The 13,710-nt window shown below is 46.9% G+C and carries 14 protein-coding genes; 7 read left to right on the plus strand and 7 right to left on the minus strand.

The features are described from left to right. Positions 1–11 precede the first annotated feature (11 nt). From QFX30_RS03925 to argC, 4 genes are all read right to left on the minus strand, one after another. Positions 12–1,220, minus strand: a complete 1,209-nt coding sequence (locus QFX30_RS03925; protein ID WP_300488548.1) for a preprotein translocase subunit SecD — start codon at positions 1,218–1,220, stop codon at positions 12–14. Beyond that, positions 1,217–2,059 carry a protein translocase subunit SecF gene (locus QFX30_RS03930; protein ID WP_300489097.1) on the minus strand — a complete coding sequence of 281 codons (843 nt, stop codon included), beginning with the start codon at positions 2,057–2,059 and terminating at the stop codon, positions 1,217–1,219. Before QFX30_RS03930 ends, QFX30_RS03925 begins: the two co-directional genes overlap by 4 nt. A gap of 24 nt (positions 2,060–2,083) precedes the next feature. Continuing rightward, positions 2,084–2,581, minus strand: coding sequence for a flavodoxin (locus QFX30_RS03935; protein ID WP_300488551.1), 498 nt, complete (start codon positions 2,579–2,581; stop codon positions 2,084–2,086). A 97-nt stretch (positions 2,582–2,678) separates the two neighbouring features. After that, positions 2,679–3,680: an N-acetyl-gamma-glutamyl-phosphate reductase gene (gene argC / locus QFX30_RS03940; protein ID WP_300488554.1), complete on the minus strand. Its 1,002-nt coding sequence runs from the start codon at positions 3,678–3,680 to the stop codon at positions 2,679–2,681. A 111-nt stretch (positions 3,681–3,791) separates the two neighbouring features. Here argC and QFX30_RS03945 point away from each other — a divergent pair, with 111 nt between their 5' ends. Then, complete coding sequence (locus QFX30_RS03945; protein ID WP_300488557.1) at positions 3,792–4,679, plus strand: transglutaminase family protein; 888 nt, start codon at positions 3,792–3,794, stop codon at positions 4,677–4,679. Positions 4,680–4,709: 30 nt separating this feature from the next. Here QFX30_RS03945 and QFX30_RS03950 read toward each other — a convergent pair whose 3' ends face one another. Both QFX30_RS03950 and hisA read right to left on the minus strand, forming a co-directional pair. Continuing rightward, on the minus strand, positions 4,710–5,165 hold the full coding sequence (locus QFX30_RS03950; RefSeq protein WP_300489100.1) for an FAD synthase: 456 nt from the start codon (positions 5,163–5,165) through the stop codon (positions 4,710–4,712). Positions 5,166–5,191: 26 nt separating this feature from the next. Next, complete coding sequence (hisA, locus tag QFX30_RS03955; RefSeq protein WP_300488559.1) at positions 5,192–5,932, minus strand: 1-(5-phosphoribosyl)-5-[(5-phosphoribosylamino)methylideneamino]imidazole-4-carboxamide isomerase; 741 nt, start codon at positions 5,930–5,932, stop codon at positions 5,192–5,194. A gap of 132 nt (positions 5,933–6,064) precedes the next feature. On the opposite strand from hisA, the gene QFX30_RS03960 reads away from it, so the two are divergent. Then, entirely contained in the window at positions 6,065–6,655 is a 591-nt protein-coding gene (locus tag QFX30_RS03960; protein ID WP_300488561.1) for a V4R domain-containing protein, read from the plus strand. Positions 6,656–6,695: 40 nt separating this feature from the next. Here the strand turns inward: QFX30_RS03960 and QFX30_RS03965 are convergent, their stop codons facing one another. Continuing rightward, positions 6,696–7,613 (minus strand): DMT family transporter, encoded by a 918-nt coding sequence (locus QFX30_RS03965; protein ID WP_300488563.1) that lies wholly within the window; start codon positions 7,611–7,613, stop codon positions 6,696–6,698. A 202-nt stretch (positions 7,614–7,815) separates the two neighbouring features. Here QFX30_RS03965 and truA point away from each other — a divergent pair, with 202 nt between their 5' ends. The 5 genes from truA (at position 7,816) to QFX30_RS03990 (ending at position 13,691) form a co-directional block, all read left to right on the plus strand. After that, positions 7,816–8,637, plus strand: coding sequence for a tRNA pseudouridine(38-40) synthase TruA (gene truA / locus QFX30_RS03970; RefSeq protein WP_300488565.1), 822 nt, complete (start codon positions 7,816–7,818; stop codon positions 8,635–8,637). A 115-nt stretch (positions 8,638–8,752) separates the two neighbouring features. Next, positions 8,753–10,078 (plus strand): DUF460 domain-containing protein, encoded by a 1,326-nt coding sequence (locus QFX30_RS03975; protein ID WP_300488567.1) that lies wholly within the window; start codon positions 8,753–8,755, stop codon positions 10,076–10,078. A 22-nt stretch (positions 10,079–10,100) separates the two neighbouring features. Further along, positions 10,101–11,405: a non-hydrolyzing UDP-N-acetylglucosamine 2-epimerase gene (wecB, locus tag QFX30_RS03980; protein ID WP_300488570.1), complete on the plus strand. Its 1,305-nt coding sequence runs from the start codon at positions 10,101–10,103 to the stop codon at positions 11,403–11,405. Between the two features lie 13 nt (positions 11,406–11,418). After that, positions 11,419–12,714, plus strand: a complete 1,296-nt coding sequence (locus QFX30_RS03985; protein WP_300489102.1) for a nucleotide sugar dehydrogenase — start codon at positions 11,419–11,421, stop codon at positions 12,712–12,714. Further along, the gene (locus QFX30_RS03990; protein ID WP_300488573.1) at positions 12,711–13,691 is read left to right on the plus strand and encodes an ATP-grasp domain-containing protein; all 981 of its coding nucleotides are present in this window, start codon (positions 12,711–12,713) and stop codon (positions 13,689–13,691) included. Before QFX30_RS03985 ends, QFX30_RS03990 begins: the two co-directional genes overlap by 4 nt. The last annotated feature ends 19 nt before the right edge of the window (positions 13,692–13,710 follow it).

The raw sequence follows: 13,710 nt of genomic DNA on the forward strand, positions 1-13,710 counted from the left end.
CCACCTTCAGATCACCTTCTACCTAGATTGAAGGTTTCAATGAACTTTGCATACACCGGCCTTGTTATGAACACACCTATAAGCACCCCAAGGACGGTGGTGAATGCGAAACCTGAAAGGAGACCTATACCCGTGGCACCCCTTGAAAAGCCCACGTAGGCCAGTGGAAGCATTGCAGCTATCAGGGTACCTGCAGATGCGAATATTATGAAGAAGGCGTCCTTTATCCTGAACTTCCGTCGGGTTCTTCTGCCCTCACCTGCAAGCACCTCGTCTGTTATGATGATCTGGTCATCCACACCGGTACCTATGGCTGCCAGTATACCTGCTATTGCCGCAAGGTCAATGTTCCACCTTATAACAGCAGCTGCGCCCAGTATGATTATGAGTTCCGCAAGGGTCGTCATGAAGATGGGAACAACAAGGATGGGGGTCCTGTAGCGTATTATGAGTATGACGGCAATTGCAAGGATAGCAAGAAGCCCTGCGATCAGCGCACCCTCTGCGAACTGCCTTCCAAGTTCAGCGGATACACTGCTCACACCAACAATTTTAACCTTCACAGGAAGAGACCCTGATTTCAGGAGTGTCTCTATCTCCTTGGCCTGGACCTCAGCCTCCTCCTTGCTGTTCTCAGCCCCTGTTATACGGACATCCGTGGTCGGCTTTCCCGTTGCAACCTCCGGTGAAATCTCAGGGGAGGTGATCAGACGGTCATCCAGGTACATGTTGACCGGCTGCCCTGCTTTGCCCCTGGCAGCCTCGGCGAACCTCTGCGCCCCTGCAGTTGAAAGCTTGAATGGCACCTCCCATTCATTGGCTGTGATTATGGGTGCCTGTACACTCACAATGTCCGCCCCTGTGAGGACGGTTTCGTTTCCTATCCTGGCCTCAAATTTACCGGGTGTCCCAACTATGTCTGCAACCTGATCAGGCTGGACACCTGCAATCTCAACTATAACGTTCTGATCGCCACTGGCACGCACCTTCACATCCTTGACACCGAATATGTTTAGCCTCTTGTCCAGCACGCTTGTCACTGTATTCATTGTGGCAGCATCCACCGGCTTTTCAAGCTGTATCTGTATGAGTGAACCCCCCTTGAGGTCAAGACCCTGCTGGATCCCCAGGGTTGACACCGCAGCTATACTAGCTGCAACAAGGACGAAGAGGAGTATAACCCTGTAATCTTTGAGGAATTTTGAAACCTTTCTGTTCATGCTTTAACCTCCAGGTACCACCTTAGAATTCCAAGGTTCATGAGCCAGGTGGTTATGATGTCTGCAAGGAGTCCTATTATGAGTACAGCGGCTATGTTACTCAGGACCTGTGCCTCAGGCATAAGGAAGACAGTGACCAGGTACAGGGCTGTCATTGAGGCTATGGCTGATATGGACATGGTGAGACCTGTCTTTAGGGCCCCAAGAGCCCTCTGGTTTATGTCCCCCTTCCTCTGTTTCAGGATCCTGGTTGTGAGGAGAATATCCGTGTCCACACTGTAACCTATGAGCATGAGTATGGCACCTACTGAGGCAAGTGAGAGCGGTATTCCAAAGGCGGACATACCACCAATCGCTATTATGATGTCGGAAGCTGCTGCAAGGATAACAGCAATGGATGGTATCGGATCCCGAAATATTATGAAAACTGTTATCGACATGAAGAGGAATGCGAATCCAACGGCCCAGTATATCTGATTCAGCGCCTGCTTGCTCAGGACGGGTCCGACCGACTTGTAACTGTTTATGGTTGCGGTTCCCTTAAGGGCCTCATTCACCTTGACAACATCCACATCGGTACCGAACTGTACCGTCGCCCTTTTACCTGTCACCGAGAGCACCTTCACATCATCCAGGCCCAGTTCACCCTTTAGGAGTGATTCCAGTTCCGGACCACTGATGCTCTTCTCGAGGGTTAGGTCTGCAAGCGCCCCACCCTTGAGGTCCACGCTTTCATTGAGACCATGGAAAACCACAAGGAGAAGGGCTAATAGTGTTATTGCTGCAGGTATTGCTATGAGCGGCTTGTATGATCTGAACATCCTATCAATCAATGTTATCACCTGATCATCTTTGGCAGTTCATCATCTGGAGCTGTATATCTTCAGGTCCTTTTCTGCCATAATCTTGAATGTATCCTCCCTCACCTGGATAAGCTCCTTTCCACCGGTTTTTTGCATGAAGAAATTCACTATACGGCCCCCGCGGGCCCTTATCTTTTCAGACATGCGTTCGATTACTCCTTCACCACCCTGTCTGCTCATGGTTGTAAAGGGTATCACGTCCTTTCCCATGAAGTCTGCCCTGTCAATGAAGGTTATCACTGCAGGTGCGGGCTTCCCGGCCCAGGTTGGAGTACCCAGGTATATGAGGTCATATTCTGATAATTCAACCTTTTCTGGACTGATGTGGGTCTTTGATTCCCTAAGCGCATCTATTGAGGACTTAAAACTACTTAAAAATCCTTTTCTATCCCTAAGATCCTTGATTTCAATTAGATCGGCATTCAATTCCTCTGCAAGTGTCTTTGCCACCATTGCAGTGTTTCCTGTGCGTGAATAGTAGATCACACATGTCTTCATTGTATCACTCAGCTTTATCAACTAAGAGATAATCTGATCCATTTATTTATAATATAATTTTCTGTTCCCTTAATAATTTCTGGAATCCAGTGGAATATCATGGGTGCATTCCAGGGAAGTCAAGGCCCTCCATCTCACTGAATCCACACATTATGTTCATGTTCTGTATGGCCTGGCCTGAGGCACCCTTCACAAGGTTGTCTATGGCAGAGACTATAACGGCCCTCTGATTATCGTCAACCTCAAAGCATCCTATGTGGCAGAAGTTTGAACCCCTCACAGCACTGAGCACTGGCATCCCATCAACAACCCTTACAAAGGGTTCTCCATCGTAGAAGCCCTGGAATATCTCCCTGAGTTCGTCCTGACTGAGGTCCTCACTGAGGAAGGCGTGTGCGGTTGTGAGGATGCCCCTTGTTACCGGGACAAGGTGTGGGGTGAAGCTGAGCCTCACAGGGTTGAACCTTGAAAGTTCCTGCCTTATTTCAGGCGTGTGTCTGTGCCTTGTCACGTTGTAGGCGGTAACATTGTCACTGCATTCAGGGTAATGGGTGAGGGGGGTTGGCTTCACACCGGCACCACTCACACCTGTCTTTGAATCAATTATGAATGTTTCAGCAAGCTTCTCATAAACCAGGGGAAGACATGCAAGTATTGCACCTGTGGGGAAACATCCTGGATTCGCCACAAGATCCGCAGATTCTATCTCCTCCCGGTGAATCTCGGGAAGACCATAAACTGCTTCAAGGGGTTTTTCATGTTTGATCCCATACCACTCCTCATATGTACTGGTGTCTTGGAAGCGGTAGTCCCCGCTGAGATCCACAACCCTCATGCCCCTCTCTAGCAGATCAGGAACGATCTTCATGGAAGCCCCATGGGGGGTGGCCGTGAAAACGATATCTGCGTCCATCTTTTCCATGGACTCCTCAAATTTCAGGTCAGTGTCCTGGAGATGGGGATGTACCCGCGATACAGGAAGACCCCTGTACTGCCTTGAGGTTGCAGCCACCACCTCCACTCTCCTGTGATTCTCGAGTAATCTGAGGAGTTCACCACCTGTATATCCGCTGGCTCCAATAATACCCGCACTGATCACGTCAATCACCTTTGCATAATTATTACTAGTTTGGTGGAATGCATTTAAATAAGGTTGTATTCTGCTTAAATGGACCAAAAACTTATAAATGGCATGGCATAGAATTCTTGAATGTCCACGGGGAGGAATTACCCCCACAATGGAGGCGGTAAAATTAAGCGTCACTCGATATTTGCAGTGCTGCTACTTCTCGGGGTGGCAGTGTTGCCTGCAGGGTATGTGAGTGCAGCTGATTCAAATATAACATCCAATGCAACGGTTAACAGCACAGCATCCAGTACCTCTGCGTATACAAAGGTATCTCCATCAACGACAGTGAGCTACACCTACCATGAGTATGTCCCGTATACTGTCAGGGTAAAGGTTTCCCACATGAAGCCCTACACAGTGAAGGTTAAGACACCCATAAAGAGGTACTACTACAGGAAGGGAAAGTACAGGGTGCGGTACGTTTACAGCTACACCTATGTGACCAAGTACCGTAAAACCTACAGATGGGTTACAGAGACACGCTATAGAAAGGTTACGCGGATCGGGTATGCTGAGATGGGCGATTACCTCAGGGAAACAGAAAACTGCCAGGTTTCGGACCCCGAAATTTCTTCTCTAAGTTCTAAACTCACTGAAGGGTGCACTTCAACCTATGAGAAAGCTGTTCGCATCTTCAAGTGGGTCAGGGATAATATAGACTACAGCTTCTACTACAATACAAGAAACGGTGCAGTTGAAACGCTCCACAAGAGGTCAGCCAACTGCTGTGACCACACACATCTTCTGGTTGCTCTTGCAAGGGCTGCGAACATACCCGCAAGGTACGTGCATGGTAAATGTGTATTTAGAAGCGGAAACACCTATGGACACGTCTGGGGACAGTTATATATCAACGGAAAATGGTATGATGCAGACGCAACAAGCTTCTCGAACACTCTTGGCACTATAAAAAACTGGGACACATCCAGCGCATTCATAAAGGGTGTTTACGCAGAATTACCATTCTAGAGTCTCAAATATTCAATTTTTTTATTTTTTTTAGCAGTTTTTCAGAGCATTTTCGTCAAATTCCATCTCCCGTATCCTTTTTATTATTTTACAGGTACTGTCAAGTTCGGATCTTCTGTATTTGTCCACCCTTTTAACCTCACAGTCAAGTCCCCGCCTCCTGAGTTCATCCCTCAGTTCATTGATATCAAACTTCTGATCAGGGCCTATGGCGATTATATCAGGCTTCAATCTGTGAACTATCTCAAACATATCGGTTTCACTGCCAAGGTAGGCCTCATCAACGGGTTTGAGCATCCTTACAACTTCGAGTCTCTGCTTTTCACCTATGATGGGTGTCCTTTTACGTGCCCTTACCGTGGAGTCCCTTGCAAGTACAACCACCAGTCTGGCGTTTTCTCCACCAAGTTTTTTTGCCTCCTTAAGGAAAAATCCGTGTCCCGGGTGGATTATGTCAAATGTGCCTGTTGCCATGACGGTTTTAATTTCAGTTTGCTCATCAACGGATCTGTTCATTTCAGTTCCTGATATTTTAAGGCCTCCCGGAAGTCTATCTTGCCCTTATAAATCGCTGAGCCAATAACAACCCCAGCGGCACCTGTTTTCTGGAGATCCTTGATGTCCTGAATGCTGCTGATACCCCCTGAGTAAATAACGGGCACATCAACGGCGTTCACAAGTTCAATCACAGGATCTGGATCAAATCCAGATAGAAGGCCCTCAAAGTCCACATTTGTAAACAGTATACTTCCTGCACCTTCCTTCTGGAGTTTTCTACCCAGCTCAACCGCTGTATGTTCTATATTCTCTGTCCATCCCCTTATAACGACCTTTGAGTCCCTACTGTCGAGTGAGACCATTATACGGTCTGAGCCATATTCCCCTGAGAGATCCCCTATAACCTCAGGGTTTTCAATGGCCATGGTGCCGAGTATTATCCTCTCAAAGCCCATATCCAGGAGTTCAGAGGCATATCCCTTACTTCTTATTCCCCCACCTATCTGGAGTGGCACAGAGACCCTTTCTGTGATTTCTTTAAGGATCTCAGTATTCCTTTCTGAACCGAGGGCACCGTCAAGGTCAACCACATGGATTGTCTCAGCCCCCAGGGATTCCCACCTTTCCGCCACACCGGCGGGGTCATCAATCACAACCTGCTCGGTACCGGGTTTTCCCTGTACAAGCTGGACGCATTTACCGTTTCTTATATCGACAGCCGGAATTATGAGCATTCTATCCTTTCTGAAGGTCATATTAATCACGGATGTAATCAATGAAGAGGAGCACTAAACCATGAAATATTATTCTCTTGTTATACCCACTTCCACTGAAAATTATTTAAGAATTTCATCTAGATATAATTAGGATATGGATAGGTGTTGACGATGACCGGTTTAAGGGCCCTCATCAGGGAATACAGAAGGATCACAGACAATGAAATCAAGTCTGAAACAGGAAATGGAACTCTTATGGGTCCAAGAGGCCCCTTGAAGGAGAATATAGAGTTCAGAGACCTCCTGAATCCGAGTAGAAGGTATTTTTCAGCTTTCAAAGAGGACGACAAGTATGTATCCAGCTTCCGTCTTGGCCATTTCAATATCCCTGATATAATCGCCGGTTCAGCTGCGGGTGTCTCATACATTGGGGGCATGAACCTTGGAAGGGCGCTTATAAAGGAGGGCCTTGCAGATGACACCAGATCACTTGGGGAGTTAATGCTGGAGCATAAACTCGGGATACTTGACGTGATATCTGAAGAGGGGGACGGAAGGCACCTCACGATGGACATAAGGGTCTATGAGTGCATAGAGTGCTCGGGCCTTCCAAATATTGGACGCCCCATCTGCTTCTTTGAGGCTGGTATAATAGCGGGGGCCCTCTCTGAGATACTTGGGGGAAGGGTTGATGCATATGAGAGGCGCTGCTGGACCAATGGCTACTCCTTCTGCCAGTTTGATGTGAGGGCCAGAATCTGATCAATTTTATGCTTTTTCTAGATTGAGCTCCAAACTTGACCTATTTTTTCATGCCGTTCCAGTAGAGAATTATAACCCCGGTGAGCATCACAATTCCAGAAACCACCTGCATGGCTGAAAAGGGTTCATTCAGGATTAAAAACGCAAATATGGCCCCAAATAGTGATGATAAAGGGAACAGGGATCCCACCATCGCCGCACCTATCTCCCTTACTGCAATGTAGATGAGGATGAATGAGCAGCCTATACTGAAAATCGAAACCATGAGTGCATAGGGGAGCATTTCCGGCGGAAGAGCTGTGCTCAGACCAAGAATCAGCATGATAATCAGGAGCAGAAAGCCCCCCACAGAACTTTTAATACCTGAAAGAAGGATGAGGTCTCTTTTTTTGCTTAAAAATTTACTTAGAACTGTGTCAAGGCTCCAGAAGAAGGCGGCCAGGATAACAAGGAGGTTACCGCTCACCACAACATTGTTGAAGAGACTCTGAAACTCACCCTCACTGACGAGGTATGCGGCGCCACCTACAAGAAGCATTATTCCAAGGAAGTCCTTAAATTTGAGCGTCTCCCTGAAAATCAGGTAGCCGAGGATGATGATGAAGAGAACCTCAATGTTTAAAAGGAGGGATGCGTTAACTGCTGTTGTCTCACCAAGACCAGTAAGGAAAAGCACAGGCGCAATAACCGTGCTTAGGAGTGCTGTGAGCAGGAGTAAAATGTAATCCCTTCCGGTTATTCTGCTCTCTATCTCACCTGTTCTGTTTATCATGTCAAGTATGTTCTCCTTGAGGGGTGACTGCCTTACCATGAAAAGAAAAATACCCGCAATTAGGTATGTGTAGGCCCCGATGGTTATGGGGTGCATCTCAGATAACATTATCTTGTCAAGGGTTGCTGACATACCAAAGAAGACCGTTGCAGTGATGATACTTAGATAACCCCGGACCCGTCGCATAACTGCACCCCAGAGTGAGTGAATCATCAAGATATAACTTGCGGATCACATATAAAACATGGCATGAATTATGGTTCAGACATCCCTGATGCAGACCTATATAAAAAGACTTGCATGATCATCTACTGTATCATGCTTCGTAAGTCAGATAATCAATAAAGAACCTTTAAAGCATCTTTGGAATATTTCAGGGGGATTTAATATGAAGAAGATAGCACTTAAGGTTGCATATATCGGTACAAACTATCATGGGTTTCAGAGACAGCCTGATGTCCCCACTGTTGAGGGGAAGCTCCTTGATGCGCTGAGGGAGGCTGGTGTGATCAGAAGTCCTGGAGAATCCCGTTTTCAGATAGCCGGCAGAACTGACAGGGGTGTCCATGCGCTGGGAAATTTCGTGAGCTTCTTCACAGAGGAGGAGATCCATGTGAACCAGATAAATGACCTCCTCCCACCTGACATAAAGGTCCTTGCCTGGGCATCGGTGATGTACCCATTCAAGGTGCGCTACCCCCTTGAGAGACACTACCGATACATTCTCCACAAGGGGAACTCCATGGACGTTGATGCCATGGCTGAGGCAGCCGAACACTTCAGAGGAACCCATGACTTCAGTAACTTCTCAAGACGGAGTGACAGGAATCCCCTAAGGAGGATAAATGAGGTGAGGATATCAGAAAATGAGGACTTTATCCTGGTGGACGTGTACGGTGAAAGCTTCCTCTGGCAGATGGTACGCAAAATGGTGAGGGTCCTTATAATGGTTTCAGAGGGTGAACTATCTCCAGAGGATGTTGCAAAATTTCTGGATACAGATGAAAGGATTTTCATAGAGCCGGCACCCCCTGAAAACCTTATACTCATGGACCTCAAATATGGGGTTAAAATAAAACTAAGGCATGATGAATATGCCATTGAACGTTTCATATCTCTTCTTGAAGAGGAATTCAGAAGATACCGTGACATGTCAATGGTCAGAAAGGTCATGGGAGATTCCCTGAAATATATACGCGACGCTGAATGAGTTTCTCTCTGGTTTATCCAAAACTCTAAATAATTTATTAAATATAGTAACTAGGGAACCGATAATTCTGGAGGATCCTAATCTGCTGCAGAATAGAAATCATGATAGGGGTGAATTGAAACCCCTCACAATAGTTGGTGTTGACCCTGGCCTAACAGTTGGTCTGGCAGCCCTTGACCTGGAAGGGAAACTCCTCTACCTTGGGAGCATGAAGGAGGCCTCGAGGTCCAGTATAATAGAGGAGATAATAAAGTATGGAAAACCTATAGTGGTGGCATCGGACGTATACCCCCCTCCTGGAGCGGTTAAAAAGATCGCCTCAATGCTCAACGCTAAATTATACACTCCAGAAAGGGTTTTAACGGTATCATTCAAGAATGAGCTGGTATCAGAATTTTTAAGGGAATCTGAGAATGCACCGGAAAACTCCCATGAAAGGGACGCCCTTGCAGCGGCTTTGAGGGCCTACAGGCATTATGAGAAGAAACTGAGACAGATTGATAGGAAGGTTGAGGAGGCTGGCCTTACAGGAAGGGATATTCTGGAGGCAAAGGGTCTGGTTATAATGGGAAAACCAGTTGCAGAAGCCATAAGATCACTTAAAGAAATGGAGAGGTTATCTAAAACATCTTCAGAGACTATAGAGGGGCTTGATGGAACAGAAATCTCCGAGTTTTCAGTTGGAGATGAGAAATCTAAGGGATACATTGAAAAACTCAGAAGGACCATAAGGGCTCAACGTTCAACGATAAGGCACCAGCGTTTGACAATTGAAAAACTCAAAAGGGAAGTGGGATCTCTTAAGGGGAGGATAAGAAGACTCGAGGAAGAGAAGTCAAAGCTGGAGTCAAAGCTTGAAAGGTTACAGTATGAATATTCAAGGGACCTTCTACTTAACCGCGAGTTATCACATAAACTCAAGGTCATTGAAAAGCTTCAGAGGAAATACACGAGGGAGCGGGAACGCAGGGAAGCCCTTGAGAGGGACCTTGACTCACTGCTTCAGATAAAGGATATGGAGTCATCAGAAAACACAACACCCGTGAAGATAATTGATAGTTTCACAAGGGAGGGTATAAGGAGTGCTTGCTCTAGGTGGAAGATAAAGAGGGGTGATGTGCTTCTCCTCAGAAGTTCTGAGGGAGGGGGCTCACAGACAGCAAGGATATTAAGGGACCTGAAGCCCTGCGCCATCATAACTGAGGATAGAATGTCTCACCAGGCCCTTGAGGTTTTTGAGGAGGCCGGAGTGCCTGTCATATCCAGGGAATCCCTTGATATTCAGTTACATGATGATTTTGGCTCAGTTAAAACTCAAGATTTAAATAGAGAAATTAAAAAATGGAAAGACAGATTAAATGAAAAGAGAAAGAAAAGAGAAGAAGAGGAGCTTCTGAGGGTAATAACTGAATACAGGGCTCAGAGAAGAAGAAATCATTAACGAGACTTTTCAAGTGGTTAACATGAAGATTGCAGTTGTTTTGGGAACGCGACCGGAGATAATAAAGATGGCCCCCGTCATAGATGAGATAGAAAGGCGCAAACTTGACTTCACGCTAATACACACTGGTCAGCACTATGACCATGAAATGTCAGACCAGTTTTTCATTGACCTGGAACTACCATCACCGGACCACAATATAGGTGTAGGTTCTGGGAGTCATGGGGCAATGACTGGGGAGATGCTCAGGGGCATAGAGGATGTCCTCATGAGGGAAGAACCCGATATCGTGATGGTACAGGGTGACACAAACGCTGTCCTCGCAGGGGCCCTTGCGGCAGTGAAGCTCCACATACCTGTGGGTCACGTGGAGGCTGGTCTCCGATCATTTGACAGGACAATGCCAGAGGAGATAAACAGGATGGTGGCAGATGTCTGTTCAAAACTCTACTATGTACCCACCGAGGAATCTGCCATTAACCTCCTAATGGAGGGCGCCGATCCAGAGACGATATTTGTAACAGGAAACACCGTTGTTGACGCCTGTCTCAGAAATATAAATATAGCCTCAAAGAAATCAGATATACTCTCAGAGTTTCAGAGGAACGAAAAACTTGTTGCACTAACCCTTCACCGTGCAGAAAATGTGGATAACCCTGAAAGGCTCAGATCAATAGTGGAGTCTATACTTGAGCTTGATGAATTCAGGATAGTATTTCCTGTTCATCCAAGGACAAGGAAGAACCTTGAAAAATATGGTCTGCATACAAAACTGATCGATGCGGAACATGTAACATTAAAGAAGCCAATGGGTTATCTTGATTTCCTTCTTCTTCTTTCAAACTCTTTCATGGTGCTTACAGACTCTGGAGGACTCCAGGAGGAGGCCATAACATTCAACGTCCCCTGTCTAACCCTGCGATACAATACTGAACGGCCGGAAACTGTTGAGGCTGGGGGTAACATACTTGTGGGTGCTGATAAGAACAGGATAACCACAACAGCCCGGAAACTTCTTGAGGATCCCGATTTCAGAGAGGGGATGATGAAGGCAGAGAACCCTTACGGTGACGGCCATGCCTCAGAGAGGATACTGGATGAGACCCTGCGTCTGCAGAGAAAGGGCAGGTTAACAATGAAACCACCCACTGAGGTCATGGAGGCTCCATCAAGAAGGCTTGTACATGTGGATGAGAATATTACGGTTGCTGAATTCGCTGAAAGGAGTAATGCAGTTATAAGGATGGTTTATGCTGGGGGGGAACCTGTTTTTCCTTCTCATACACTTAACTTGAAGGATAAGGATGTTTTGATTGAGTACAGGTGATGGAGGAATTGACATGGACGATTACAGGATAGCAGTATTTGGCCTTGGACACATAGGTCTTCCAACAGCAGCACTTTTTGCCAGGGCAGGATTTGATGTTACAGGGGTTGACATAAGCACGGAAACTGTGGAAAAGGTCAACATAGGAAAATCACCTGTCCGTGAACCGGGCCTTGATGAACTAGTTGCTGAGGTTGTTGGGAAAGGTAAACTGAGGGCAACCGTCGATGGTGTTAGCGCTGCAGAGGAGTCAAACGTGATGGTTGTGGTGGTACCGACACCTATTAACAGCGACAATACATCTGACCTTTCTGCTGTGATATCCGCGACAGAGACCATCTCAAAGGGTCTTAAGAAGGGTGACCTTGTGATTATAGAGAGCACCGTACCTCCAGGGGCATGCGAGAACGTGGTACTTCCGATACTTGAAAAAACAGGTTTACGGGCATCAAGGGACTTTGGACTTGCATACACACCTGAAAGGGCCCTTCCAAACAACACACTCCATGAGATGCAGAACAATGCAAGGGTTATAGGGGGTATTGATTGGAAAAGTGCAGAGATGGCCGCTCAACTTTACGGCAAGGTCACAAGGGGAGAGGTAATAGTTGTGGATGACATCATAACAGCAGAAATGGTTAAGCTCATGGAGAACACCTACAGAGATACCAACATAGCCCTCGCCAATGAACTTGCAGTTATATGTGAGTCACTCGGCATAGACGCCATAAAGGCCATTGAGGCAGCAAACCACCACCCCAGGGTGAATCTTCACACTCCAGGACCCGGTGTTGGGGGTCACTGCCTGTCAATAGACCCCTACTTCATAGTTGAGATGGCAGAGAAACATGGTGTACCAGCAAGACTCATAAGGACGGCAAGGGAGGTCAATGAATCAATGCCCTTCCATGTCCTTGACATCATAAGGGATGCACTTGAATCAGCTGGCCGAGGCCTTGCAGGGTCACGGGTGGGTATCCTTGGCATGGCATACAAGGGCGACGTTGCAGATGCAAGGGAGACACCAACAAGGCCACTTGTGGCAGCACTCACATCAGAGGGGGCTGAGGTCATTGTCAACGACCCCCATGTTGACCCAGCTATTATAAGGGAGATGGGTGTTGAACCTGTCTCACTTGAGGAGGCTCTTGAATCTGACTGTGTGGTTCTCATGACAGATCACTCAGAGTACCTTAAGATAACCCCTGCGATGATAGGTGGGGGGATATTCATCTGCACCAGACCCGTTCTGGACCCTGAAAAATTCAGAGAACAGGGCATAATATTCAGGGGTGTGGGGCGCCCTTGAAACTTCTAATATTTGAATATGCCACCGCCTCGGGAATTGAAGACCCCGAGATATTCCTTGAGGGCCGTTCAATGCTTGAGGCTCTTCTGGCTGATTTCAGAAACCTTGAAATTGAATTTCTTCTCTCTGAGAAGTTTTCTGATATTGAAATCCAATCCAACTGCAGGCCAACCCTCATCAAGGATTCTCTCAGGGAATGGCTAAGAAAAAACCTCCATAGATTCGATGCCTGCATGTTCATTGCAGCAGAGGAAGATATGGAACTCTATAAACTCACAGAACTTGTTGAGGACTCAGGGGTACTTCTTATCGGCTCAGGCAGTGAGGCGGTTCGTATATGCTCAGATAAGAGGATAACCTACAGGGCCCTTAAGGGTGTGGTTCCCCTCATAAGGACCTATGAACGTGATGATCTTGAAGAACTACCATCAAAGGTTCTCATAAAACCCGCGGACGGTGTTGCCTGCCAGGGTATAAGAATAATTGAGCCCGGGGACCTCCCTGAAATCCCTGAGAATATGATAATACAGGAATTTGTTGAAGGTGAGAGTGTCAGCGTGAGCCTTCTCTCCGATGGGAAAAGGGCACTTCCACTGAGCCTCAACAGGCAGAATATCATCATAAGGGGGGATTCACTGGAGTATGATGGGGGCGTCACCCCTGTGGATCACAGGATGAGGGATGAGGCCTTCAGGGTTGCCAGAAGGGCTGTGGAATCCATTAGGGGTTTGAGAGGCTATGTCGGGGTGGACATGATACTTGCAGATAAACCCTATGTTGTTGAGATAAACTCCAGGATCACGACACCCTACATAGGCCTCAGAAGGATTTTAGAGGGAAACCTGGGTCATATGGTCCTTCAATCGGTTATGGGTGAACTCCCAGAGCGTTTTAAATTCAATGGGACAGCATACTTCAGAAAAGGTTCCAGGGGCATGCTTGTGGATATCCGCAGAGGGGCTGAAGCTGGGAATTAAGAGTATGGAGTTGACCTTG

It is taken from the genome of Methanothermobacter sp. (assembly GCF_030055435.1).
In the GTDB taxonomy this organism is placed as follows: domain Archaea; phylum Methanobacteriota; class Methanobacteria; order Methanobacteriales; family Methanothermobacteraceae; genus Methanothermobacter.